Source organism: Pseudomonas sp. 39004 (assembly GCF_028682155.1).
GTDB lineage: Bacteria > Pseudomonadota > Gammaproteobacteria > Pseudomonadales > Pseudomonadaceae > Aquipseudomonas > Aquipseudomonas capeferrum.
Map to the genome: position 1 here is coordinate 17,471 of NZ_JANIAG010000027.1, position 24,538 is coordinate 42,008.

Genomic DNA, 24,538 nt, shown 5'->3' on the forward strand with positions numbered 1-24,538 from the left:
GCGAAATAGGGTATTGAGCGGTGACGGGCTCAGGCCAGTGCGGCGGCGTACAGGTCCGGCTTGAAGCCGACCAATGTGCGCGTGCCAAGGTCGAGTACCGGACGCTTGATCATCGACGGCTGGGCCAGCATCAGTTCGACGGCCTTGGCTTGGTCAATGTCGGCCTTGCTGGCATCGTCGAGCTTGCGGAAGGTGGTGCCGGCACGGTTGAGGATGACTTCCCAGCCGTGTTCGTCGCACCAGCGCTTCAGGCTGTCACGGTCGATGCCTTGGGTCTTGTAGTCGTGGAATTCGTAGCCGATGGCTTTGTCTTCGAGCCAGGTGCGCGCCTTTTTCATGGTGTCGCAGGCTTTGATGCCGTAGAGCGTGTAGGTCATTGTGTACATTGAGGCCACAGGCTGCCCCAATCTCTCCATTTTCGAATGTCAGTCGCGGGATTATGCGTGAACGATGTGGTGAGCGCCACGGGGTGTGGGCGAATGGGGGGTATAGGGTAAGGTTCGGGTTTTTTGGCGCCTATGAAATCGAGCGCCGCCCGCGCGGCGCTCGATCTCACAGGCGCCAGAGCTCTGCCGCCATGCCCCCCCATCGCGCAAACACACGCAGCATTGTGTTACATATTCATGTGCCACTTGCGACTATGGTGCAGCGGTCCAGAATCCCCACTCGCCGCTAACATATTGTTTCAATGGCGATGTTTCACCCCGCTGTAGTTATTGATTCATAAAGGAAGCTTTCACCGATGCAGTCAGCCTATACCGTCCTCATCCTGCTGACGCTGGTAAGCGTGTCAAAACTGGTCGGCCGAATCATTCCGCTGCCGCTGCCCTTGGTGCAGATCGCCGCCGGTGCCTTGTTAGCCTGGCCGACCCTGGGCCTGCACGTGGCCCTGGACCCTGAACTGTTCCTGTTCCTGTTCCTGCCACCGCTGCTGTTTGCCGACGGCTGGCGCATTCCCAAGCGCGAGCTGTGGCGCATTCGTGGCCCAGTGGTGGCGCTGGCCGTGGGCCTGGTGCTGTTCACCGTGGTGGGCGCCGGTTACTTCATTCACTGGCTACTGCCCAGCATCCCGCTGGCTGTCGCCTTCGCCCTGGCGGCCGTGCTGTCGCCGACCGATGCCGTGGCGGTCTCGGCCATCGCCCAGGACCGCTTGCCGACACCGCTGATGCACATGCTGCAGGGCGAAGCGTTGATGAACGATGCCTCGGGCCTGGTGACGTTCAAGTTTGCCTTGGCCGCAGCGATCACCGGGGTGTTCTCGTTGGCCGATGCCAGCTTCAGTTTCGTCCTGGTTGCCCTCGGCGGCCTGGCGGTCGGCGTTGCGCTGAGCTGGCTGATCGGCCGGCTGCGCACCTGGATGATCGCGCGGGGCTGGGACGACCCGGCTACCCACGTGGTGTTCATGCTGCTGCTGCCCTTTGCCGCTTACGTACTGGCCGAGCGCCTGGGCGTGTCCGGCATCCTCTCGGCGGTAGCTGCCGGCATGATGCAGAGCTGGCTCGACCTGCTGCCACGCCAGACCAGCACCCGCCTGCTCAACCGCAGTGTGTGGTCGTTGCTGGAGTTTGCCTTCAATGGCTTGATCTTCCTGCTGCTCGGCTTGCAGTTGCCGGACATCATCAAGGCCGTGGTAAGCCACGAGCCCAGCGTGTGGCCGACCCTGGCCTGGCGCTGCCTGGATGTGCTGGCGATCTTTGCCGCGTTGATCCTGCTGCGGTTCATCTGGGTGCAGAGCATCTGGCGGGCCATCGGGGTGGTGCGCCGTTGGCGCGGCAAGCCGGCGCTGGTGCTGATGCCCACGGCGCGTTCCTGCTGGTTGCTGACCCTCGGTGGCGTACGCGGTGCGGTCACCTTGGCCGGTGTGATGTCGGTGCCGCTGCTGATGGGGGCGGGCAAAGCCTTCCCCGAGCGTGACCTGCTGATTTTCATTGCGGCCGGGGTGATCCTGTTGTCGCTGATCAGTGCCTGTATCGCCTTGCCGATCCTGCTGCGCGGTGTGACCAAAAGCCCCGACGAGCGCCTGCACCAGGAAGTGCTGGAAGCCTGGCGGCGTACCGCAGAGGCTGCGATTCATGCGCTGGAAGCGGAGGAGGTGATCGATGCCAATGCACCGCAGGATGCGGCCCAGGCGACCTTGGCAACCGAGCTTAAGGCGCGGCTGATGGCGGAGTACCGCGACGAGCTGAACAGTTACAACGACACGGCCGAGGCGCGGGCCCTGGCTGAGCAGATGGACTTGCTTGAGCGGCGTTTGCGCCTGCGTGCGCTGCGGGCGCAGCGGCTGGAGTTGTACAACCTGCATCGCCAGCACCTGGTGGGCGATGAGGTGGTGCGGCAGGTGCTGGGTGAGCTGGATATGAGCGAGGCGAACCTGGGGGCTGTCAGGTAGGTAGCGAAAGGGGCGCCAAGCGCCCCCTTCAGCTCGATCAGCGATTCTGCAGGAACGCGCGAATTCGCTCAGCCGCCTCGATGCATTCGGCCAACGGCGCAACCAGCGCCATGCGCACCCGGCCAGCGCCGGGGTTGACGCCATCCACTTCACGCGACAGGTACGACCCGGGCACCACGGTCACATGCTCGGTTTCGAACAGGTCGCGGGTGAACGCAGCATCGCAGCCCGGTACCTTGGCCCACAGGTAGAAGCTGCCATCGGGCCGCTGCACATCCATCACCGGCTGCAGGATATCCAGCACGGCAGCGTACTTGGCCCGGTACTGGTCACGGTTGTCGCGCACATGCGCCTCATCCTGCCAGGCCGCGATGCTGGCCAGCTGGGTTTGCACGGGCATGGCGCAGCCGTGGTAGGTGCGGTACAGCAGGAAGGGTTTGATGATTTCGGCATCACCTGCCACGAAGCCCGAGCGCAGGCCAGGCAGGTTGGAGCGCTTGGACAGGCTGTGGAACACCACGCAACGCTTGAAGTCGCTGCGGCCTAGCTCGGCGCAGGCGCTGAGCAGGCCCGGGGGTGGCGCGTCTTCGTCGAAGTACAGCTCGCTGTAGCACTCGTCGGCGGCAATCACGAAATCGTGCTCGTCGGCCAAAGCGATCAGCTTCTTCAGGGTGTCCATCGGCACCAGCGCGCCAGTGGGGTTGCCCGGCGAGCACAGGAACAGGATCTGGCAACGCTGCCAGACGTCGGCGGGCACGGCATCGAAGTCTGGGTTGAAACCGTTGTTTTCCAGGCACGGCAGGTAATGCGGGGTGGCACCTGCCAGCAGGGCCGCGCCCTCGTAGATCTGGTAGAACGGGTTCGGGCTGACCACCAGGCCATCATCGGCGCGGTTGACCACGGCCTGGGTGAAGGCGAACAGCGCTTCACGGGTGCCGTTGACCGGCAGGATGTGGCGGTCGGCATCCAGCCAGCCGGCCGGCACGCCGAAACGACGCTCGCACCACTGGCCGATGGCCTGGCGCAAGGCTGGCAGGCCAAGGGTGCTGGGGTACACCGCCAGCTTGTCGAGGTTGTCGGTCATGGCCTGGGCGACGAACGCCGGCGAGGCGTGCTTGGGCTCGCCGATCGACAGGGCGATGGCGCGTTTGTCCGCCGCAGGCTTTACGCTGCCCAGCAGGGCACGGAGTTTCTCGAACGGGTAGGGCTGAAGCTGGGTCAGGGCATGGTTCATCGGCGCAAGGTCTCGTCAATCGTTAAAAGGTCACGCGGGTAGGGCTGGCATCGCTCGCCTGGCCGGCCTGCAGCTGCTGCACGATAGCCTCCTGCAGGCGGCTGCAAAGCTGCGGGTCGGACAGCGGCTGGTTGTCGGCGTCGGTGATGAAGAATACGTCTTCCACGCGCTCGCCAAGGGTGGCGATCTTGGCGTTCTGCAGCGACAGGTCGAACTCCAGGAAGATGCGCCCGATCCTGGCCAGCAGGCCCGGGCGGTCGGGGGCGGTGATCTCGAGGATGGTCACTGGCCGCTGGGCATCGTTGAGGATGGTGACCTGCGGCGGGAAGTTGAAGTGCTTGAGCTGACGCGGCACCCGACGTTGAATGATCGTCGGGTAGTCCTCGGGGTTGCGCAGCGCTTCGGTCAGGCCATCGCGAATCTGTTTGACCCGCTGCGGGTTGTCGCCGATCGAGCCACCGTCATTGTCGAGCACGATATAGGTGTCGAGGGTGAACTGGCTGCTTGAGGTGATGATCCGCGCGTCATGGATGTTCAGGTTGAGCTGCGACATGGCCGCCACGGTCACGGCGAAGAAGTCGTGTTGGTCGGGGGCATAGATGAAGATCTGCGTGCCGCCCTCGAACTCACGCGAGGTGGTTTCCTTGATCAGCACCAGTGGCCCACCGTCAGCGGGCTGCTGGAGGATGGCGTCACTGTGCCAGGCCACGTCGGCGGCGGTGTGCTTGAGGAAGTAGTCGTCACCCAGCTGCGACCAGAGCTGTTCCACGTCGTCCGGGTCGGTGCCTTCGCGGATCAGGATGTCCAGTGCCGCGCTCTGGGTCTGGCGAATCTGCTCTTCACGGTCCAGCGGGTTTTCCAACCCACGGCGCAGCGCGCGCTTGGTTTCGGTGTAGAGCTGGCGCAGCAGGCTGGCACGCCAGGAGTTCCACAGGCTCGGGTTGGTGGCGTTGATGTCGGCCACGGTCAGCACGTAGAGGTAGTCCAGGCGGGTTTCGTCACCCACGTGCAAGGCGAAATCGTTGATCACCTGCGGGTCGGACAGGTCCTTGCGCTGGGCGGTGGTGGACATCACCAAGTGGTTCAGCACCAGCCAGACGATCAGGCGGCTGTCCCAGGCGGGCAACTGGTGGCGCTCGCAGAACGCTTGCGCGTCCACCGCGCCCAGCTCCGAATGGTCACCCTGGCGGCCCTTGCCGATGTCGTGGTAAAGCCCGGCCAGGTAGATAAGCTCGGGTTTGGGCAGGCGGCCCATGAGCTTGCTGGCCAGCGGGAATTTTTCGGAAACCGGCGTGTACTGCAGTTTGCGCAGGTGCTTGATCAGGTTGAGCGTGTGCGCATCGACCGTATAGATGTGGAACAGGTCATGCTGCATCTGCCCGACGATCAGGCCGAACTCCGGCAGGTAGCGGCCAAGAATGCCGTAGCGGTTCATCCGCCGCAGGTTGCGGTGGATGCCGATCTCGCACTTGAACAGCTCGATGAACAGGCTGGTGTTGCGGATATCGTGGCGGAACGTTTCGTCGATCAGGTGGCGGTGTTCGCGCAGCAGGCGCACGGTGTCGGCACGTACCCCTTTGATCTCCGGATGCTGGGCCATCAGCACGAAAATTTCCAGCATGGCGAACGGCGTGCGCTTGAACACGTTCGGCTTGGTCGCTTCTATATAGCCGTCGTGCAGGCGGAAGCGCGCATTCAGCGGCTGAGTAGTGCCACTGTCATCGTCGGCGAGGATGACTTCCTCGAAGTGCTGGATGATCAGGTCGCACAACTGGCTGATGCTCATCACCACCCGGTAGTACTGCTGCATGAACTGTTCGATCGCGCGCTTGGGGTTTTCGTCGCTGTAGCCCAGCAGCGCGGCGATGCTGCGCTGGTGATCGAACAGCAAGCGGTCTTCGGCGCGCCCGGCCAGCATGTGCAGGGCGTAGCGCACCTTCCACAGGAAGTCCTGGGAGGAGGCCAGCAGTTCATTCTCGCTTTCCAGCAAGAAGCCTTCGCCTGCCAGTGCGTGCAGGTTCAGGGTGCCGTATTGGCGGCGGGCCACCCACAGCACGGTCTGGATGTCGCGCAGGCCACCGGGTGAGCCCTTGACGTTGGGCTCAAGGTTGTACTCGGTGTCGTTGTACTTGTGGTGACGGGCCTTGAGCTCGGCACGCTTGGCCAGGAAGAACTCCTTGCTTGGCCACATGTGCTCGGTGCTGGTGACTTCGAGCATGCGTTGTCGCAAGGCTTCGGGGCCGGCGATGGTACGGCTTTCCATCATGTTGGTGATGACCGTCAGGTCCGCACGCGCCTGTTCGGCACACTCGTCGACGGTGCGCACGCTCTGGCCCACTTCCAGGCCGATGTCCCACAGCAGGGTGAGGAAGCGCTCGATGGCCTCGCGGTACTGCTCGTGCTCGGCGGCGCCCAGCAGGATCAGCAGGTCGATGTCCGAGTGCGGGTGCAGTTCACCGCGCCCGTAGCCGCCCACAGCGACCAGGGCGATACCGTGCTGGTCGCCCCAGTCGAACTGGTTCCAGGCCTGCTGCAGGATGTTGTCGACGAGCCAGGCGCGGTCCTCGATCAGTCGGCGGATCTCGCGGCCATCGCGAAAACGCTTGTCGAGCACCTCGCCAGCCTGGCGGATGGCTTTCTTGAAGGCGGTGATAGGGCTCGCCTTGAGGGCCAGTTCCGCCTGGAACTGGCCGCGGTCGAACAGCTCGGGATCCACCTGGGGCATTGCGTCGCGTTCCTGTCGTGGGGTGCCTGGCGCGGACTCAGGCCGAGGTGCGCGCGATGGTGTCGTCCTTGCGCAGGGTAAAGATCTCGTAGCCGGTAGCGGTCACCACCAGGGTGTGCTCCCACTGGGCCGAGAGCTTGCGGTCCTTGGTGATGGCGGTCCAGCCGTCGCCCAGCACCTTGGTGTCGGCCTTGCCCTGGTTGATCATCGGCTCGATGGTGAAGGTCATGCCTTCTTTGAGTTCCATGCCGGTGCCGGCGCGGCCGTAGTGAAGAATTTGCGGTTCTTCATGGAATACCTTGCCGATGCCATGGCCGCAGAATTCGCGCACCACCGAGAAGCCGTTCTTTTCAGCGTGCTTCTGGATCACTTCGCCGATGTCGCCCAGGCGGCAGCCAGGCTTGACCAGTTCGATGGCCTTGTACATGCATTCCTGGGTGACCTGGGACAGGCGCTCGGCCCACACGGGTACCTTGCCGACGTGGAACATGCGGCTGGTGTCGCCGTGGTAGCCGTCCTTGATCACGGTGACGTCGATGTTCAGCGTGTCACCGTCCTTGAGCGGCTTGTCGTTGGGGATGCCGTGGCAGACCACATGGTTGATCGAGGTGCAGATCGACTTGGGGTAGCCCTTGTAGTTGAGCGGCGCCGGGATGGCCTGCTGGACGTTGACGATGTAGTCGTGGCACAGGCGGTCCAGTTCTTCGGTGGTGACACCGGGCTTGACGTGCTCTTCGATCATTTCCAGCACGTCGGCGGCCAGGCGGCCGGCGATGCGCATCTTCTCGATGTCTTCTGCGGTCTTGATGGTGACGGTCATTACAGGCTCTCTACGGCGCCGTGCACGGCGCGAACAAACGGGAAAGGCCGGATTCTAGCAGAGCAGGGCGGCAATCGGTCGGGATAAAGGCGGCCAAGCTGCTGTCTATAGAGGGCATTCTGGCCTGAAAGCCTGGGTGCTGCAAAAGCCGCTGACGGACGCAACAGTATTCGGGTTCCGTTCGCTCGCGGTCTGTGGTATAAAATGCGCCGCTTTCGGGGTAGACCCCGTTAGCCTTAAACCCACACACGTGTCGACACGATGACCTGGGTGCCCCGAATTGCAGAATTTGCGGGTTGGTCATTGGGATGCGTGGAGGCCCAACCCGACTTACCAAGGAACTATCATGTCCCAAGTCAACATGCGCGATATGCTGAAGGCCGGTGTGCACTTCGGTCACCAGACCCGTTACTGGAACCCGAAAATGGGCAAGTACATTTTCGGCGCGCGTAACAAGATCCACATCATCAACCTGGAAAAAACCCTGCCGATGTTCAACGAGGCTCTGGCCTTCGTAGAGCGCCTGGCCCAGGGCAAGAACAAGATCATGTTCGTCGGCACCAAGCGTTCCGCCGGCAAGATCGTCGCCGAGCAAGCTGCTCGTGCCGGTTCGCCATACGTTGACCACCGCTGGTTGGGCGGCATGCTGACCAACTACAAAACCATCCGTGCTTCGATCAAGCGTCTGCGCGACCTGGAAACTCAGGCCGAAGATGGCACCTTTGCCAAGCTGACCAAGAAAGAAGCCCTGATGCGTTCGCGCGATCTGGAAAAGCTGGACCGCAGCCTGGGTGGTATCAAGGACATGGGCGGCCTGCCTGATGCCCTGTTCGTGATCGACGTTGACCACGAGCGCATTGCTATCACCGAAGCCAACAAGCTGGGCATCCCGGTTATCGGCGTTGTCGATACCAACAGCAGCCCGGAAGGTGTTGACTACATCATCCCAGGTAACGATGACGCCATTCGCGCTATCGAGCTGTACATGACTTCGATGGCTGACGCCATCATCCGCGGCCGCAACAACGTTGCTGGCGGCACCGAAGTCTACGCTGAAGAAGCGGCTGCACCTGCTGCTGAGTAATTGACGCCTGGCGTCTACTTGGCACGCAAAAAGGGGGCTCTGCCCCCTTTTTGCCACCTTGAAATCCTGCTGTCAGCAACGGCCCCGCACTATGGGCCTGCTGAGATGAAAGCAGCGGATTTGCAGAATTGAACGCCCGTGACGAGCGGGTGGAATGGTTGAAAAACTTTCCAAGAGGATTTTGAAATGGCAGAGATTACTGCGGCGCTGGTCAAAGAACTGCGCGAGCGTACCGGCGAAGGCATGATGGATTGCAAAAAGGCGCTGACCAAGGCCGGCGGCGACATCGAAAAAGCCATTGACGACATGCGTGCCTCCGGCGCCATCAAGGCTGCCAAAAAGGCTGGCAACGTTGCTGCTGAAGGCGCTATCGCCATCAAGGCCGACGAAAAGTCCGCCGTTCTGCTGGAAGTGAACTCGCAGACCGACTTCCTGGCCCTGCAAGACGACTTCAAGAACTTCGTTGCTGAAAGCGTCGAGCAAGCCTTCGCCGAGAAGCTGACCGATGCCGCTCCGCTGATCGCTTCCCGTGAAGCGGCTCGCGAAGCCCTGGTTGCCAAGGTTGGCGAGAACGTCAACATCCGTCGCCTGGTGCGCGTTGAGGGTGACGTTGTCGGTACCTACCTGCACGGCAACAAGATCGGTGTTGCTGTTGTGCTGAAGGGCGGCGACGTTCAACTGGCCAAAGAAATCGCCATGCACGTGGCTGCCAGCAACCCAGAGTTCCTGCTGCCATCGGAAGTCTCGGCTGAGGCTATCGAGCGTGAGAAGGCGGTCTTCCTGCAGCTGAACGAAGACAAGATCAAAGGCAAGCCTGAGAACATCGTCGAGAACATGATCAAAGGCCGTATTTCCAAGTTCCTGGCCGAAGCCAGCCTGGTTGAACAGGCCTTCGTCATGAACCCGGAAATCAAAGTCGGCGAACTGGCCAAGAAAGCCGGCGCTGAAATCGTTTCCTTCACCTACTTCAAAGTAGGCGAAGGCATCGAGAAGCCGGTCGACAACTTCGCTGAAGAAGTTGCTGCTCAGCTGGCTGCTGCCAAGCAGTAAGACAGACCCGTCTGTCGCCCCAAAGAGGCTGCCCGCTCACGCGCGCAGCCTCTTTGTCAAAGCGGGAGTGGTTTTCAGAACCGTTCCTCGCTGACGCAGTCGCTGCGTCACGTTAGAGTTACACGCAGGCTCAAACAGCCCGCAGAATTTTACAAACGCCGCAGGAGAGATTCGCAATGGCTCAGCAGGGCAGTGGTTATCAGGCTCGCTATAAACGCATTCTACTCAAACTTAGCGGCGAGGCCCTGATGGGCTCGGAAGAGTTCGGGATCGACCCCAAGGTCCTGGATCGCATGGCACTGGAGGTCGGCCAGTTGGTCGGCATCGGTGTTCAGGTAGGTCTGGTGATCGGCGGTGGCAACTTGTTCCGTGGTGCGGCGCTCAGTGCAGCCGGCATGGACCGCGTCACCGGTGACCACATGGGCATGCTGGCGACCGTGATGAACGCCCTGGCCATGCGCGACGCGCTGGAGCGGGCAAACATTACCGCCATCGTCATGTCGGCCATTTCCATGGTTGGCGTAACCGATCACTATGATCGCCGCAAAGCCATGCGCCACCTCAATGCCAAAGAGGTCGTGATCTTCGCTGCCGGTACCGGCAACCCGTTCTTTACCACCGACTCCGCCGCTTGCCTGCGCGCCATCGAAATCGATGCCGACGTGGTATTGAAGGCAACCAAGGTCGATGGTGTATACACTGCAGATCCATTCAAGGACCCGCATGCCGAGAAGTTCGATCATCTGACCTACGATGAAGTGCTGGATCGCAAGCTGGGTGTGATGGATCTGACGGCAATCTGTCTGTGCCGCGACCACAAGATGCCGTTGCGCGTCTTCAACATGAACAAACCCGGCGCCTTGCTGAACATCGTGCATGGCGGCGCGGAAGGAACTCTGATCGAGGAAGTTCAAAAATGATCAACGCTATCAAGAAAGACGCCCAGGACCGCATGGGCAAGTCCATCGAGGCGCTGGGTCGCCACCTGGCCGCTATCCGCACCGGTCGCGCCCACCCAAGCATCCTGGACAGCGTCAAGGTGACTGCCTGGGGTAGCGAGATGCCGCTGAACCAGGTGGCTGCGATTTCCGTCGAAGACGCCCGCACCCTGAAGATCGTCGCCCACGACAAGAACCTCAGCGCAGCCATTGAAAAGGCCATCCTGACCTCCGACCTGGGCCTGAACCCGTCCAGCGCCGGTACCACCATCCGCGTACCGATGCCGGCCCTGACCGAGGAAACCCGCAAGGGTTACACCAAGCAGGCCAGCGGCGTTGCCGAAGATGCCAAGGTTGCCGTGCGTAACGTGCGCCGCGATGCCCTCGCCGACCTGAAGAAACTGACCAAGGACAAGGAAATCAGCGAAGACGAAGAACGTCGCGCTGCTGACGAGATCCAGAAACTCACCGACAAGTTCGTCGCTGAAATCGACGCGGCGTTCAAAGCCAAGGAAAAGGACCTGTTGGCCGTTTAAGGCCGAGGTTTTTTAATGGAAAAGACCAAGCCAGCGGCGCCGTCCTCGGTGCCGCGACACGTCGCGATCATCATGGATGGCAACAACCGCTGGGCGAAGAAGCGCCTGTTGCCCGGCGTTGCCGGGCACAAGGCTGGCGTCGATGCCGTTCGCGCGGTCATCGAAGTCTGTGCCGAATCGGGGGTCGAGGTGCTGACCCTGTTCGCCTTCTCCAGCGAGAACTGGCAACGCCCCGCCGAAGAAGTCGGTGCGCTGATGGAGCTGTTCTTCTCGGCCTTGCGCCGTGAGGCTCGCCGCCTCAACGAGAACAACATCTGCTTGCGCATCATCGGCGATCGCTCACGCTTCCATCCCGAGCTGCAGGCTGCCATGCGTGAGGCTGAAGCGCTGACCGCCGGCAACAACCGCTTCATCTTGCAGATCGCGGCCAACTACGGTGGCCAGTGGGACATCGCCCAGGCTGCCCAGCGCCTGGCGCGGGAAGTACAGGCCGGCCATCTGCGCCCGGACGACATTACGCCGGGTCTGCTGCAAACCTGCCTGTCCACGGGCGAGTTGCCGTTGCCCGACTTGTGTATCCGTACCGGTGGCGAGCGGCGCATCAGCAATTTCCTGCTGTGGCAGCTGGCCTATGCCGAGCTGTATTTCTCCGACCTGTACTGGCCGGACTTCAAACACGAGGCCATGCGCAATGCCCTGGCCGATTTCGCTTCGCGCCAGCGCCGCTTCGGTAAGACCAGCGAGCAGGTCGAGGCTGGAGCTCGTGCTTAATGCTTAAACAACGCATCATTACCGCGCTGATCCTGCTGCCGGTCGCGCTGGGTGGCTTCTTCCTGCTCAACGGTGGGGATTTCGCCCTGTTCATCGGCTTCGTGGTCACCCTCGGGGCCTGGGAGTGGGCGCGCCTGGCTGGGTTGATGGCCCAGCCGCTGCGCATTGCCTATGCCGCCGTCGTCGGCGGTGCGCTGATGCTGCTGCACCTGATGCCTGACCTGGCGCCCTGGGTGCTCGGTGCGTCGGTGATCTGGTGGGCGTTGGCCACCTGGCTGGTGCTGACCTACCCGCGCAGCAGCGAACTGTGGGCCAGTGCGGCCTGCCGCCTGCTGATCGGCCTGCTGGTATTGCTGCCGGCGTGGCAGGGCCTGGTGCTGCTCAAGCACTGGCCGCTGGGCAACTGGCTGATCCTGTCGGTGATGGTGCTGGTATGGGCCGCCGACATCGGTGCCTATTTCTCTGGCCGAGCCTTCGGCAAGCGCAAGCTGGCGCCGCAGGTCAGCCCGGGCAAGAGCTGGGAAGGCGTCTATGGCGGCCTGGCCGTCAGCCTGGTCATCACCCTGGCAGTCGGTATCAGTCGCGACTGGGGCATCGGCCAGATTTTGCTGGGCCTGCTGGGCGCGGCGCTGGTGGTCATGGCCTCGGTGATCGGTGACCTGACCGAAAGCATGTTCAAGCGGCGTTCCGGCATCAAGGACAGCAGTAACCTGCTGCCCGGCCATGGTGGCGTGCTTGACCGCATCGACAGCCTGACCGCAGCTATCCCGCTGTTTGCGGTGTTGCTGTGGGCTGCTGAATGGGGTGTGATGTGAGTGCAGTGCAACGCATCACCGTGCTTGGCGCCACAGGCTCCATTGGCCTGAGCACGCTGGATGTGATCGCGCGTCACCCCGAGCGCTACTCGGTTTTCGCATTGAGCGGCTATTCGCGCATCGATGAGTTGCTGGCGTTGTGCGTGCGCCATCGTCCCGAGTTTGCGGTGGTGCCAAGTGCCGAGGGTGCTGCACGTTTACGTGACGGCCTGGCGGCAGCGGGTTGCGCCACGCAGGTGCTGGAAGGCGAGGCGGGGCTGTGCCAGGTGGCTGCGGCGGCGGAAGTGGATGCGGTCATGGCGGCCATCGTGGGCGCGGCCGGGCTGCGACCGACCTTGGCGGCCGTCGAGGCGGGCAAGAAGGTGCTGCTGGCCAACAAGGAGGCGCTGGTGATGTCCGGCGCGCTGTTCATGGAGGCGGTGCGGCGCAGTGGTGCCGTGCTGTTGCCGATCGACAGCGAGCACAATGCGATCTTCCAGTGCCTGCCGGGTGACTATGCCCGTGGCCTGAGCCAGGTTGGGGTGCGCCGCATCCTGCTCACCGCGTCGGGCGGCCCGTTCCGCGAAACACCGCATGCGGCCCTGGCCGATGTCACCCCGGAACAGGCCTGCGCCCATCCCAACTGGTCCATGGGTCGCAAGATTTCCGTGGATTCGGCCAGCATGATGAACAAGGGCCTGGAGTTGATCGAGGCGTGCTGGTTGTTCGATGCCTCGCCCGCCAAGGTCGAGGTGGTGGTGCACCCGCAGAGCGTGATCCACTCGCTGGTGGATTACGTGGACGGTTCGGTGCTCGCCCAGTTGGGCAACCCCGACATGCGCACGCCTATCGCCAACGCGCTGGCCTGGCCAGAGCGTATTGATTCCGGGGTTGCCCCGCTGGACTTGTTCGCCATCGCGCGTCTGGATTTCCAGGCCCCTGACGAACAGCGCTTCCCTTGCCTGCGCCTGGCGCGGCAGGCTGCCGAGGCCGGCAACAGCGCGCCCGCAGTGCTCAACGCGGCCAACGAAGTGGCGGTCGAGGCATTTCTGCAGCGGCGTATCCGCTTCCCGGAGATCGCGGGTATGATCGAACAGGTGCTCGATCAGGAGCCCGTAGTGCCACTGGCATCGTTGGACGCGGTATTTGCCGCCGACCAGCGTGCGCGGGAGTTGTCCCGCGAGTGGTTGAGGCGTCACGGTCACTGATGCAGGCCTGCCAGGGCTTGTGCGAAACGTCGTTCTGCTGAACGTCATCTGGAGAAAGATATGACTGCGCTCTACATGATTGTCGGCACCCTGGTGGCGTTGGGTGTTCTGGTCACGTTTCACGAATTCGGCCACTTCTGGGTGGCCCGACGCTGCGGCGTCAAGGTGCTGCGTTTTTCGGTAGGCTTCGGCACGCCGCTGCTGCGCTGGCATGATCGGCAGGGTACCGAGTTCGTGGTGGCAGCGATCCCGCTGGGTGGCTACGTCAAGATGCTCGACGAGCGCGAAGGCGATGTACCGCCTGCGCTGGCCGACCAGTCGTTCAACCGCAAATCCGTGCGTCAGCGCATTGCCATCGTCGCAGCAGGGCCGATTGCCAATTTCCTCTTGGCCATCGTGTTCTTCTGGCTGCTGGCCATGCTCGGCACCCAGCAGATCCGCCCGGTCATCGGTGGGGTCGAGGTAGACAGCCTGGCAGCCTCGGCAGGCCTGGCCGCTGGTCAGGAAATTGTATCCATCGATGGCAAACCGACCAGCGGTTGGTCAGCGGTCAACCTGCAACTGGTGCGCCGCCTGGGCGAGAGCGGCACCCTGCAGGTGGGCGTGCGCGATGAAGGCGCCAGCGCCGAGCGTCAACTGCAGATCAAGCTGGACCACTGGCTGAAAGGCGCTGACGAACCGGACCCTATCCAGTCCCTGGGCTTGCGCCCCTGGCGCCCGGTGATCGTGCCGGTGCTGGCCGAAATCGAATCGAAAGGGCCGGCCGCAGCGGCGGGCCTGAAGACGGGCGACAAGTTGCTGGCCATCGACGGTGTGGTCGTCACCGAATGGCAGCAGGTGGTCGATGCCGTGCGCGCCCGCCCGCATGCCAAGGTGGTGGTACGTGTGGAGCGCGACGGCGCTGCCCTGGATGTGCCGGTAACCCTGGCCCAGCGGGGCGAGGGTAAGGCCTCGGGCGGCTACCTGGGGGCAGGGGTAAAAGGTGGCGAATGGCCTGCCAACATGCTTCGCGAAGTCAGCTATGGCCCGCTGGAAGCGGTGGGCGAGGGCTTGTCGCGCACCTGGAACATGAGTGTCCTGACCCTCGAGTCGCTGAAGAAAATGCTGTTCGGAGAGCTCTCGGTAAAAAACTTGAGCGGACCGATAACCATTGCTAAAGTGGCGGGCGCTTCAGCCCAGTCCGGCGTGGGGGATTTCCTGAATTTCCTGGCCTACCTGAGCATAAGCCTGGGGGTTCTTAACCTGCTGCCCATTCCAGTACTGGATGGGGGGCATTTGCTGTTTTACCTGGTTGAGTGGGCGCGCGGTCGTCCGCTGTCGGACCGGGTACAAGGTTGGGGGGTCCAGATCGGTATCAGTTTGGTCATAGGGGTGATGTTGCTCGCCCTGATCAACGATCTGGGTCGACTTTAAAAGCTTCGCTCAATTGCGAACCCGCCGTCTTTTTGCGGCGGGTTGTTTATTGCCAGTTGGAATAAAAGGACTTCATGAAACGTCTGCTGCTAACTGCGGTCCTCTCCGCACTGATGATCGCTGAAGTTCACGCCGAGTCCTTCACCATCTCCGATATTCGTGTCAACGGCCTGCAGCGGGTATCCGCCGGCAGCGTCTTCGGTGCCTTGCCCCTTAACGTGGGCGACCAGGCCGACGATCGGCGCCTCGTGGACTCGACCCGTTCCCTGTTCAAGACCGGTTTCTTCCAGGACATCCAGCTGAACCGCGATGGCAATGTCCTGATCATCAACGTGGTCGAGCGCCCGTCGGTGTCGAGCATCGAAATCGAAGGCAACAAGGCGATCAGCACCGAAGACCTGATGAAGGGCCTGAAGCAGTCGGGCCTGGCTGAAGGCGAAATCTTCCAGCGCGCCACCCTCGAAGGTGTGCGTAACGAGCTGCAGCGCCAGTACGTGGCCCAGGGCCGCTACTCGGCCGAGGTCGACGCCGAAGTCGTGCCGCAGCCGCGCAACCGCGTCGCGCTGAAAATCAAGATCAACGAAGGCACCGTCGCCGCCATCCAGCACATCAACGTGGTGGGCAACAACGTCTTCGACGACGAAGAGCTGTCGCAGCTGTTCGAGCTGAAAACCACCAACTGGCTGTCGTTCTTCAAGAACGACGACAAGTACGCCCGTGAAAAACTGTCCGGTGACCTGGAGCGTTTGCGTTCCTACTACCTGGACCGCGGCTACATCAACATGGATATCGCCTCTACCCAGGTGTCCATCACGCCAGACAAGAAGCACGTCTACATCACCGTCAACATCAACGAAGGCGAGAAGTACACCGTCCGTGACGTGAAGCTCTCCGGTGACCTCAAGGTTCCTGAAGACCAGGTCAAGTCGCTGCTGCTGGTGCAGCCGGGCCAGGTATTCTCGCGCAAGGTGATGACCACCACGTCCGAGCTGATCACCCGTCGCCTGGGTAACGAAGGCTATACCTTCGCCAACGTCAATGGCGTGCCGCAGCCCAATGATGAAGACCACACCGTCGATATCATGTTCGTGGTCGACCCGGGCAAGCGTGCCTACGTCAACCGCATCAACTACCGCGGCAACACCAAGACCGAAGACGAAGTGCTGCGTCGCGAGATGCGCCAGATGGAAGGCGGCTGGGCTTCGACCTACCTGATCGACCAGTCCAAGACCCGTCTTGAGCGTCTGGGCTTCTTCAAGGAAGTCAACGTCGAAACGCCACCGGTGCCCGGCACCGATGACCAGGTCGACGTCAACTACAGCGTCGAAGAACAAGCCTCCGGCTCGATCACCGCCAGCGTCGGTTTCGCCCAGAGCGCCGGCCTGATCCTCGGCGGCTCGATCAGCCAGAGCAACTTCCTGGGTACGGGTAACAAGGTCTCCATCGGCCTGACCCGTTCCGAGTACCAGACCCGATACAACTTCGGTTTCGTCGACCCCTACTTCACCGCAGACGGCGTCAGCCTGGGCTACAACGCCTTCTACCGCAGCACCGACTACGACGACCTCGATGTCGACGTTGCCAGCTATGCGGTCGACAGCCTTGGCGCTGGCGTCAGCCTGGGTTACCCGATCAGCGAGACCTCGCGCCTGACCTACGGCCTGAGCGTTCAGCAGGACAAGATCAAGACCGGTAAGTACACCGTTGACGAGATCTTCAATTTCCTCGAAGAAGAGGGCGACAGCTTCCTCAACTTCAAAGCGTCGATCGGCTGGTCCGAGTCGACCTTGAACAAAGGCGTGTTGGCTACCCGTGGTCACTCCCAGAGCTTGACCCTGGAGTCGACCATTCCGGGCAGCGACCTGTCGTTCTACAAGCTTGACTACCGCGGCCAGCTGTTCAAGCCGATCAATAACGAATACACCCTGCGCCTGCACACTGAACTGGGCTATGGTGATGGTTTCGGTGGCACTTCCGGCCTGCCGTTCTACGAGAACTACTACGCGGGTGGCTTCAACTCCGTCCGTGGCTTCAAGGACAGCAGCCTGGGGCCGCGCAGCACGCCGAGTAGGGGTACCAACCCGGGCACTATCGAAGACCCGGATCAGGATCCGCTGCCGTTCGGTGGCAACGTGCTGGTCCAGGGTGGTGTAGAACTGCTGTTCCCGCTGCCGTTCGTCAAAGACCAACGTTCGCTGCGCACTTCCGTGTTCTGGGACGTGGGTAACGTGTTCGACACCAATTGCGGTTCCAAGCCTGATTGCGCCAAGGTCGGTTTCTCGGACATGGCCAGCTCCGTGGGCCTGGGTGTGACCTGGATTACTGCGCTGGGCCCGTTGAGCTTCAGCCTGGCGATGCCGATCAAGAAACCGGACGACGCCGATACCCAGGTGTTCCAATTCTCTCTGGGCCAGACCTTCTAAGGTCGGCCCTTGCATAACGACAACGGTTTATCCAGGAGTGCATCGTGCGTAAGTTGACTCAACTGGCCATCTTGGCCGCGGCGCTGGTCGCCACCCCGGCTTTCGCCGAAATGAAGGTTGCCGTCCTGAACTATCAGATGGCCCTGCTTGAATCGGATGCCGCCAAGAAGTATGCGGTCGATGCCGAGAAAAAATTCGGCCCGCAACTGACCAAGCTCAAGAGCCTGGAAAGCAGCGCCAAGGGCATCCAGGACCGCCTGATCAAGGGCGGCGACAAGATGCAGCAGCAGGAGCGTGAGCGCCTGGAGCTCGAGTTCAAGCAAAAGGCCCGCGACTTCCAGTTCCAGTCCAAGGAACTGAACGAAGCCAAGGCCGTTGCTGATCGCGACATGCTCAAGCAGCTCAAGCCCAAGCTGGACGGCGCTGTCGAGGAAGTGATCAAGAAGGGCGGTTTCGACCTGGTCCTCGAGCGTGGCGCGGTCATCGATGTCAAACCTCAGTACGACATCACCCGCCAAGTCATCGAGCGCATGAACCAAGCCCGTTGATATGACCTTGACCATGACGCTTGGCCAGCTGGCCGAAGCCCTCGGGGCCACCCTCAAGGGGCCTGAGGCGCTGCAGATTACCGGGCTGGCCACCTTGCAGGAGGCCGGGCCCGGTCAATTGAGCTTCCTCGCCAACCCGCAGTACCGCAAATTCCTGGATAACAGCCAGGCGGCAGCGGTACTGCTAAAGGCTGCGGATGCTGAAGGCTTTGCCGGCAACGCACTGATCGTCGCTGATCCGTACCTGGCCTATGCACGCATTTCCCATCTGTTCGATCCCAAGCCCAAGGCTGTGGCGGGAGTTCATCCCAGCGCCGTGGTGGCTGAAGATGCACAGGTGGATGCCAGTGCCAGCATCGGCCCGTTCGCGGTCGTCGAGAGCGGTGCGCGAATTGCGGCCAATGTCAGCATCGGTGCTCATTGCGTGGTCGGTGCCCGCTGCGTCATCGGTGAGGGTGGTTGGCTGGCGCCACGGGTCACCCTGTACCATGACGTGACCATCGGCAAGCGTGTCGTCATCCAGTCGGGTGCGGTGATCGGTGGCGAGGGCTTCGGCTTCGCCAACGAGAAGGGCGTGTGGCGCAAGATTGCCCAGATCGGCGGCGTGACCATCGGTGATGATGTGGAAATCGGCGTCAACACGGCCATTGACCGTGGTGCGCTGTCGGACACGCGCATTGCCGACGGGGTCAAGCTCGACAACCAGATCCAGATCGCCCATAACGTCCAGATCGGCGAGCACACGGCGATGGCTGCCTGTGTTGGCATTTCCGGCAGCACGCGCATCGGCAAGCACTGCACCATTGCGGGCGGTGTCGGCATGGTGGGCCATATTGACGTCTGTGATAACGTTTTTGTGTCTGGCATGACCATGGTGACCCGATCGATCACCGAACCGGGTGCCTATTCTTCCGGCACAGCCATGCAGCCATTGGCTGACTGGCGCAAGAGCGCCGCGCGTATCCGCCACCTGGACGACATGGCCAAGCGTCTCCAGCAGGTGGAAAAGCGCATCGATACCGTGACCTCAGGTGGCCAGCCGGCATCAGAAGGCTGATACCATTCCCTGAGCAAGAGTGAACAGACGCTAGCTGGCTCCTCTTTGGACTGCAAAAGGAGCGCGTGGTCAGCACCTGCGCTCCCTATTCTTATTACAGGCTTCCCCCCGAAATGATGGACATCAACGAGATTCGCGAATACCTGCCTCACCGTTACCCGTTCCTGCTGGTGGACCGCGTGACGGATCTGGACTTCGAGGCCCAGAGCATTCGTGCCTACAAGAATGTCAGCATCAACGAGCCGTTCTTCAATGGCCATTTTCCGGCCCACCCGATCATGCCGGGCGTTCTGATCATCGAGGCCATGGCCCAGGCGGCCGGTATTCTCGGTTTCAAGATGCTCGATGCCAAGCCGGCTGACGGCACCCTGTACTACTTTGTCGGTTCCGACAAACTGCGTTTCCGTCAGCCGGTATTGCCGGGTGACCAGCTTGTGCTGGAAGCCAAGTTCCTCAGCCGCAAGAGCATGATCTGGAAATTCGAATGCCGCGCCCTGGTCGACGGCAAGCCTGTATGCTCGGCACAGATCACCTGCGCGGAACGCTCCCTATGAATTCGATTGATCCACGGGCCATCATCGACCCATCGGCCAAGCTGGCCGATGGTGTCGAGGTGGGCCCGTGGTCGATCGTAGGCCCCGATGTCGAAATCGGGGAGGGCACCATCATTGGCCCGCATGTGGTGCTCAAAGGGCCGACCCGTATCGGCAAGCACAACCGTATCTACCAGTTTTCCTCGATCGGCGAAGACACTCCTGACCTCAAGTACAAGGGTGAGCCGACCCGTCTGGTGATTGGCGATCACAATGTGATCCGCGAAGGCGTGACCATTCACCGCGGTACCGTTCAGGACCGTGCCGAAACCACCCTGGGCGATCACAACCTGATCATGGCCTATGCGCACATCGGTCACGACAGTGTCATCGGCAATCATTGCATTCTGGTGAACAACACCGCGTTGGCCGGGCATGTGCACGTGGGTGACTGGGCGATTTTGTCCGGGTACACCTTGGTGCACCAGTATTGCCATATCGGTGCTCATGCGTTTTCTGGCATGGGCACGGCGATCGGCAAGGACGTGCCGGCCTTCGTCACGGTGTTCGGCAGCCCGGCCGAAGCCCGGAGCATGAACTTCGAAGGCATGCGCCGCCGGGGTTTCAGCGACGAGGTCATTCATACCCTGCGGCGTTGCTACAAGATCGTCTATCGTCAGGGCCTGACCGTCGAAGATGCAATCAAGGCGCTGGACGAGCCGGCAGCCCAGCACCCCGAGGTCGAGCTGTTCCGTCAGTCGATCCTGAATTCCGCACGCGGCATCACGCGCTGACATGGCCCAGCTTTGCGTAGCCCTGGTCGCGGGTGAGGCCAGCGGCGATATTCTCGGTTCCGGCTTGATGCGCGCCCTCAAGGCCCGCCATCCCGACGTACGGTTCATCGGCGTTCGCGGCTCCTTGATGGAAGCCGAAGGCCTGCAGTCCTATTTCCCCATGGAGCGCCTGGCCGTGATGGGCCTGGTCGAAGTGCTGGGGCGCCTGCGTGAGCTGCTCAAGCGCCGTAAACTGCTGATCCAGACGCTGATCGCCGAAAAGCCCAATGTGTTCATCGGCATCGACGCCCCGGATTTCACCCTCAATATCGAATTGAAACTTCGTCAGGCCGGTATCAAGACCGTGCACTACGTCAGCCCTTCCGTGTGGGCCTGGCGGCAGAAGCGCGTGCTGAAGATCCGTGAAGGCTGCGACCTGATGCTGACACTGCTGCCGTTCGAGGCGCGGTTCTACGAAGAGCAGGGTGTGCCGGTGCGCTTTGTCGGCCACCCGCTGGCCGACACCATCCCCCTCGAAGCGGATCGGCAGGCGGCGCGCAGTGAGCTTGGCCTGGGGCCCGGCCCGGTGGTTGCACTGATGCCAGGCAGCCGTGGCGGTGAGGTCGGGCGCCTTGGCGCGCTGTTCCTCGATGCGGCCGAGCGCTTGCGCGAGCGGGTGCCAGGTGTACGTTTCGTGCTGCCGTGTGCCAATGCCGCGCGGCGTGCCCAGGTCGAGCAGATGCTCGAAGGGCGCGAGCTGCCGCTGACCCTGCTCGACGGCCAGTCACACCAGGCCTTGGCGGCCTGTGATGCGGTGCTGATTGCGTCGGGTACCGCCACCCTGGAGGCCCTGCTGTACAAGCGGCCCATGGTGGTGGCCTACCGCCTGGCGCCGCTGACCTACTGGATTCTCAAGCGCCTGGTGAAAAGCCCCTACGTGTCGTTGCCCAACCTGCTGGCCCAGCGTGCGCTGGTGCCTGAACTGTTGCAGGATGACGCCACCAGCGAAGCCCTGGCGCAGACCTTGGTCCCCTTGGTGGCCGACGGCAGCCAGCAGACCGAACGTTTCGACGAGATTCACCGCACCCTGCGCCGGGACGCCTCCAACCAGGCGGCCGAGGCGGTGCTGGCTTTGCTCAAGGACCGCTGACATGCAAGTAGGACTGGATTTCAACCTGGTCGAAGAACTGGTCGCCGGTGTCGATGAAGTCGGCCGTGGCCCGCTGTGCGGTGCGGTGGTCACCGCTGCGGTGATCCTCGATCCGGCACGGCCGATCCTGGGCCTGAATGATTCGAAGAAGCTCACCGAAGCCAAGCGCGAAGCGTTGTTCGACGAAATCTGCGAAAAGGCACTGAGCTATTGCATTGCCCGCGCCGAGGTCGACGAAATCGATCGCCTGAACATCCTTCAGGCCACCATGCTGGCGATGCAGCGCGCGGTCGAGGGCCTGCACGTTACGCCCAAGCTGGCACTGATCGACGGTAACCGCTGTCCGAAACTCGCAGTGCCTGCGGCGCCGGTGATCAAGGGTGATAGCCAGGTGCCGGCGATCGCGGCGGCCTCGATCCTGGCCAAGGTGACACGTGACCGAGAGATGAGCGCGTTCGAGCTGATCTACCCCGGTTATGGCATCGGTGGGCACAAGGGCTACCCGACGCCGGTGCACCTTGAGGCCCTGGCGCGGCTTGGGCCAACGCCCATTCATCGGCGTTCCTTTGCGCCTGTGCGGGCGGCCTGGGAAGCGCGCGAAGGCGTTGTCGATTCCTTGATTTAGCCTGCCAGGGCCGCGCAGCGGCCCCAAAATACCCTCGTTTTTACGCTACAATCCCGCCCTTGTCGTTCTGCTACAGGATCATCCATGTCGGTTCCCTTCGTTCACCTTCGCGTGCACTCCGAATTCTCGCTGGTCGACGGTCTGGTGCGGATCAAACCGCTGGCCAAGGCGCTGGCGGGGATGAACATGCCGGCGGTGGCGATCACCGACCAGAGCAACATGTGCTCGCTGGTGAAATTCTACAAGTCCGCCATGGGCGCCGGGATCAAGCCGATCTGTGGTGCCGACCTGTGGCTGGCCGGGGCCGACCCGGAAGCACCGTTGTCGCGCATCTGCTTCCTGGCGATGAACCCCACGGGCTATCGCAACCTCACCGAGCTGATTTCGCGGGGCTGGGTCGAAGGCCAGCGTAATGGCCTGGTGATTCTGCAGCGTGAATGGATCGCCCCCGCCAGCGAGGGCCTGATCGCCTTGTCCGCCGGCAAGGAAGGCGACATCGGCGCGGCGCTGCTGGGCGGCAGGGTTGAAGAGGCCGAAGCGCTGCTGCGCGATTGGCTGGGCATGTTCCCCGAGCGCTTCTACGTCGAAGTGCAGCGCACCAACCGCGCGCGCGACGAAGAATACGTGCACGCCGCCGTGGCCCTGGCCGACAAGGTTGGCGCGCCGCTGGTGGCGACCAACGATGTGCGCTTCATCAAGCAGGCCGACTACGATGCCCACGAAACCCGTGTCTGCATCGGTGAGGGCTGGACCCTGGACGACCCGCGTCGCCCGCGTAACTACAGTGACCAGCAGTACCTCAAGAGCTCGGACGAAATGGCCGAGCTGTTCAGCGACCTGCCCGACGCCATCGCCAACACCGTCGAAATCGCCAAGCGTTGCAACATCCAGGTGCAGTTGGGCAAGCACTTCCTGCCCGACTTCCCCACGCCCAACGGCATGGGCATCGACGATTATCTGCGCCATGTCTCCCATGAAGGCCTGGAGGAGCGCCTGGCGGTGCTCTGGCCCAAGGAGACCACGCCAGACTATGAAGAAAAGCGCCAGGTCTACCTGGACCGCCTGAAGTTCGAGCTGGACATCATCATCCAGATGGGCTTCCCGGGCTACTTCCTGATCGTTATGGACTTCATCAAGTGGGCCAAGAACAACGGTGTGCCGGTGGGCCCGGGCCGGGGTTCGGGTGCCGGTTCTTTGGTCGCCTACGTGCTGAAGATCACCGACCTCGACCCGCTGGCCTACGACCTGCTGTTCGAGCGCTTCCTCAACCCTGAACGTGTATCCATGCCCGACTTCGACGTCGACTTCTGCATGGATGGCCGCGACCGGGTCATTGAATATGTGGCCGATGCCTACGGGCGTAACGCGGTCAGCCAGATCATCACCTTCGGTACCATGGCCGCCAAGGCGGTGGTGCGCGACGTGGCGCGGGTGCAGGGCAAGTCCTACGGCCTGGCCGACCGCCTGTCGAAGATGATCCCCTTCGAAGTCGGCATGACCCTGGAGAAGGCCTACGAGCAGGAAGAAATCCTGCGTGACTTCCTCAAGGGCGACGAAGATGCCCGCGAGATCTGGGACATGGCCCTCAAGCTCGAGGGGGTCACCCGCGGTACCGGCAAACACGCCGGTGGCGTGGTAATCGCCCCGACCAAGCTCACCGACTTCTCGCCGATCGCCTGTGACGAAGAAGGCGGCGGCCTGGTGACCCAGTTCGACAAGGACGATGTCGAGGCCGCCGGGCTGGTCAAGTTCGACTTCCTCGGCCTGCGCACACTGACCATCATCAAGTGGGCGATGGAGACGATCAACCGTGAGCAGGCCAAGCAGGACCTGCCGGACCTGAACATCGACTTCATTCCGCTGGATGACCGCAAGACTTACGAGCTGCTGCAAAAAGCCGAGACCACGGCAGTGTTCCAGCTCGAATCGCGCGGCATGAAGGAGTTGATCAAGAAGCTCAAGCCGGACTGCCTGGAAGACCTTATCGCACTGGTGGCGCTGTTCCGCCCGGGCCCGCTGCAGTCGGGCATGGTGGACGACTTCATCAACCGCAAGCACGGCCGCGCCGAGCTGGCCTACCCGCACCCGGATTACCAGTATGACGGCCTGCAGCCGGTACTGGCGCCCACCTACGGCATCATCCTGTATCAAGAGCAGGTGATGCAGATTGCCCAGGTCATGGCCGGCTATACCCTGGGCGGTGCCGACATGCTGCGTCGTGCCATGGGTAAGAAAAAGCCCGAGGAAATGGCCAAGCAGCGCGGCGGTTTCATCGAAGGTTGCGCCAATAACGGCATTGATGGTGACCTGGCAGGTAACATCTTCGACCTGGTAGAGAAGTTCGCCGGTTACGGTTTCAACAAATCCCACTCTGCCGCCTATGGCTTGGTGTCGTACCAGACCGCCTGGCTCAAGACCCACTACCCGGCGCCGTTCATGGCGGCGGTGTTGTCGGCGGATATGCACA

General features: G+C 62.2%; 21 protein-coding genes. 17 read left to right on the forward strand and 4 right to left on the reverse strand.

Features of this window, described 5'->3' with window-relative positions:
• Positions 1 to 29: 29 nt before the first annotated feature.
• Positions 30 to 377, reverse strand: coding sequence for an ArsC family reductase (locus NP534_RS07250; protein ID WP_274098297.1), 348 nt, complete (start codon positions 375 to 377; stop codon positions 30 to 32).
• A 365-nt stretch (positions 378 to 742) separates the two neighbouring features.
• Here NP534_RS07250 and NP534_RS07255 point away from each other — a divergent pair, with 365 nt between their 5' ends.
• Positions 743 to 2,389: a Na+/H+ antiporter gene (locus NP534_RS07255; protein ID WP_274098287.1), complete on the forward strand. Its 1,647-nt coding sequence runs from the start codon at positions 743 to 745 to the stop codon at positions 2,387 to 2,389.
• Between the two features lie 37 nt (positions 2,390 to 2,426).
• On the opposite strand, the gene dapC is transcribed toward NP534_RS07255, so the two are convergent.
• The 3 genes from dapC to map are packed head-to-tail and all read right to left on the reverse strand — an operon-like array spanning position 2,427 to position 7,168.
• Positions 2,427 to 3,623 carry a succinyldiaminopimelate transaminase gene (gene dapC, locus NP534_RS07260; protein ID WP_274098288.1) on the reverse strand — a complete coding sequence of 399 codons (1,197 nt, stop codon included), beginning with the start codon at positions 3,621 to 3,623 and terminating at the stop codon, positions 2,427 to 2,429.
• Between the two features lie 22 nt (positions 3,624 to 3,645).
• Entirely contained in the window at positions 3,646 to 6,348 is a 2,703-nt protein-coding gene (locus NP534_RS07265; RefSeq protein ID WP_274098289.1) for a [protein-PII] uridylyltransferase, read from the reverse strand.
• Positions 6,349 to 6,385: 37 nt separating this feature from the next.
• Positions 6,386 to 7,168 carry a type I methionyl aminopeptidase gene (gene map / locus NP534_RS07270; RefSeq protein ID WP_274098290.1) on the reverse strand — a complete coding sequence of 261 codons (783 nt, stop codon included), beginning with the start codon at positions 7,166 to 7,168 and terminating at the stop codon, positions 6,386 to 6,388.
• Positions 7,169 to 7,514: 346 nt separating this feature from the next.
• On the opposite strand from map, the gene rpsB reads away from it, so the two are divergent.
• From rpsB to dnaE, 16 genes are all read left to right on the forward strand, one after another.
• Positions 7,515 to 8,252, forward strand: coding sequence for a 30S ribosomal protein S2 (gene rpsB / locus NP534_RS07275; protein WP_027595792.1), 738 nt, complete (start codon positions 7,515 to 7,517; stop codon positions 8,250 to 8,252).
• Positions 8,253 to 8,438: 186 nt separating this feature from the next.
• Positions 8,439 to 9,302, forward strand: coding sequence for a translation elongation factor Ts (tsf, locus tag NP534_RS07280; RefSeq protein ID WP_033700885.1), 864 nt, complete (start codon positions 8,439 to 8,441; stop codon positions 9,300 to 9,302).
• Positions 9,303 to 9,478: 176 nt separating this feature from the next.
• Positions 9,479 to 10,222, forward strand: a complete 744-nt coding sequence (pyrH, locus tag NP534_RS07285; RefSeq protein ID WP_016392310.1) for a UMP kinase — start codon at positions 9,479 to 9,481, stop codon at positions 10,220 to 10,222.
• Positions 10,219 to 10,776: a ribosome recycling factor gene (frr, locus tag NP534_RS07290; RefSeq protein ID WP_274098291.1), complete on the forward strand. Its 558-nt coding sequence runs from the start codon at positions 10,219 to 10,221 to the stop codon at positions 10,774 to 10,776. The genes pyrH and frr overlap by 4 nt, the downstream gene beginning before the upstream one ends.
• Positions 10,777 to 10,791: 15 nt before the next feature.
• Entirely contained in the window at positions 10,792 to 11,547 is a 756-nt protein-coding gene (uppS, locus tag NP534_RS07295; protein WP_033700882.1) for a polyprenyl diphosphate synthase, read from the forward strand.
• A complete protein-coding gene (locus tag NP534_RS07300; RefSeq protein WP_186654483.1) occupies positions 11,547 to 12,362 on the forward strand; it encodes a phosphatidate cytidylyltransferase in 816 nt (271 codons plus the stop codon). Before uppS ends, NP534_RS07300 begins: the two co-directional genes overlap by 1 nt.
• Positions 12,359 to 13,549 (forward strand): 1-deoxy-D-xylulose-5-phosphate reductoisomerase, encoded by a 1,191-nt coding sequence (ispC, locus tag NP534_RS07305; protein WP_033700880.1) that lies wholly within the window; start codon positions 12,359 to 12,361, stop codon positions 13,547 to 13,549. The genes NP534_RS07300 and ispC overlap by 4 nt, the downstream gene beginning before the upstream one ends.
• A gap of 60 nt (positions 13,550 to 13,609) precedes the next feature.
• Positions 13,610 to 14,962 (forward strand): RIP metalloprotease RseP, encoded by a 1,353-nt coding sequence (rseP, locus tag NP534_RS07310; RefSeq protein WP_274098292.1) that lies wholly within the window; start codon positions 13,610 to 13,612, stop codon positions 14,960 to 14,962.
• Positions 14,963 to 15,036: 74 nt separating this feature from the next.
• The gene (gene bamA / locus NP534_RS07315) at positions 15,037 to 17,385 is read left to right on the forward strand and encodes an outer membrane protein assembly factor BamA (RefSeq protein ID WP_274098293.1); all 2,349 of its coding nucleotides are present in this window, start codon (positions 15,037 to 15,039) and stop codon (positions 17,383 to 17,385) included.
• Positions 17,386 to 17,429: 44 nt separating this feature from the next.
• Complete coding sequence (locus NP534_RS07320; protein WP_027595800.1) at positions 17,430 to 17,933, forward strand: OmpH family outer membrane protein; 504 nt, start codon at positions 17,430 to 17,432, stop codon at positions 17,931 to 17,933.
• A gap of 1 nt (position 17,934) precedes the next feature.
• The gene (lpxD, locus tag NP534_RS07325) at positions 17,935 to 18,990 is read left to right on the forward strand and encodes a UDP-3-O-(3-hydroxymyristoyl)glucosamine N-acyltransferase (RefSeq protein ID WP_033700876.1); all 1,056 of its coding nucleotides are present in this window, start codon (positions 17,935 to 17,937) and stop codon (positions 18,988 to 18,990) included.
• Positions 18,991 to 19,103: 113 nt separating this feature from the next.
• Positions 19,104 to 19,544, forward strand: coding sequence for a 3-hydroxyacyl-ACP dehydratase FabZ (gene fabZ / locus NP534_RS07330; RefSeq protein ID WP_008094893.1), 441 nt, complete (start codon positions 19,104 to 19,106; stop codon positions 19,542 to 19,544).
• Entirely contained in the window at positions 19,541 to 20,317 is a 777-nt protein-coding gene (gene lpxA / locus NP534_RS07335; RefSeq protein ID WP_033700874.1) for an acyl-ACP--UDP-N-acetylglucosamine O-acyltransferase, read from the forward strand. The genes fabZ and lpxA overlap by 4 nt, the downstream gene beginning before the upstream one ends.
• 1 nt (position 20,318) lies before the next feature.
• Entirely contained in the window at positions 20,319 to 21,446 is a 1,128-nt protein-coding gene (gene lpxB, locus NP534_RS07340; protein ID WP_274098294.1) for a lipid-A-disaccharide synthase, read from the forward strand.
• Position 21,447: 1 nt separating this feature from the next.
• On the forward strand, positions 21,448 to 22,071 hold the full coding sequence (gene rnhB, locus NP534_RS07345; protein ID WP_274098295.1) for a ribonuclease HII: 624 nt from the start codon (positions 21,448 to 21,450) through the stop codon (positions 22,069 to 22,071).
• 84 nt (positions 22,072 to 22,155) lie between these two features.
• Positions 22,156 to 24,538: DNA polymerase III subunit alpha (dnaE, locus tag NP534_RS07350; protein ID WP_274098296.1), on the forward strand; the 2,383-nt coding region annotated here is incomplete at its 3' end.

Coding starts and splice junctions, on each gene's coding strand:
- NP534_RS07250 (WP_274098297.1), bottom strand. CDS start 377: ATGACCTACACGCTCTACGGCATCAAAGCCTGCGACACCATGAAAAAG.
- NP534_RS07255 (WP_274098287.1), top strand. CDS start 743: ATGCAGTCAGCCTATACCGTCCTCATCCTGCTGACGCTGGTAAGCGTG.
- dapC (WP_274098288.1), bottom strand. CDS start 3,623: ATGAACCATGCCCTGACCCAGCTTCAGCCCTACCCGTTCGAGAAACTC.
- NP534_RS07265 (WP_274098289.1), bottom strand. CDS start 6,348: ATGCCCCAGGTGGATCCCGAGCTGTTCGACCGCGGCCAGTTCCAGGCG.
- map (WP_274098290.1), bottom strand. CDS start 7,168: ATGACCGTCACCATCAAGACCGCAGAAGACATCGAGAAGATGCGCATC.
- rpsB (WP_027595792.1), top strand. CDS start 7,515: ATGTCCCAAGTCAACATGCGCGATATGCTGAAGGCCGGTGTGCACTTC.
- tsf (WP_033700885.1), top strand. CDS start 8,439: ATGGCAGAGATTACTGCGGCGCTGGTCAAAGAACTGCGCGAGCGTACC.
- pyrH (WP_016392310.1), top strand. CDS start 9,479: ATGGCTCAGCAGGGCAGTGGTTATCAGGCTCGCTATAAACGCATTCTA.
- frr (WP_274098291.1), top strand. CDS start 10,219: ATGATCAACGCTATCAAGAAAGACGCCCAGGACCGCATGGGCAAGTCC.
- uppS (WP_033700882.1), top strand. CDS start 10,792: ATGGAAAAGACCAAGCCAGCGGCGCCGTCCTCGGTGCCGCGACACGTC.
- NP534_RS07300 (WP_186654483.1), top strand. CDS start 11,547: ATGCTTAAACAACGCATCATTACCGCGCTGATCCTGCTGCCGGTCGCG.
- rseP (WP_274098292.1), top strand. CDS start 13,610: ATGACTGCGCTCTACATGATTGTCGGCACCCTGGTGGCGTTGGGTGTT.
- bamA (WP_274098293.1), top strand. CDS start 15,037: ATGAAACGTCTGCTGCTAACTGCGGTCCTCTCCGCACTGATGATCGCT.
- lpxD (WP_033700876.1), top strand. CDS start 17,935: ATGACCTTGACCATGACGCTTGGCCAGCTGGCCGAAGCCCTCGGGGCC.
- fabZ (WP_008094893.1), top strand. CDS start 19,104: ATGATGGACATCAACGAGATTCGCGAATACCTGCCTCACCGTTACCCG.
- lpxA (WP_033700874.1), top strand. CDS start 19,541: ATGAATTCGATTGATCCACGGGCCATCATCGACCCATCGGCCAAGCTG.
- lpxB (WP_274098294.1), top strand. CDS start 20,319: ATGGCCCAGCTTTGCGTAGCCCTGGTCGCGGGTGAGGCCAGCGGCGAT.
- rnhB (WP_274098295.1), top strand. CDS start 21,448: ATGCAAGTAGGACTGGATTTCAACCTGGTCGAAGAACTGGTCGCCGGT.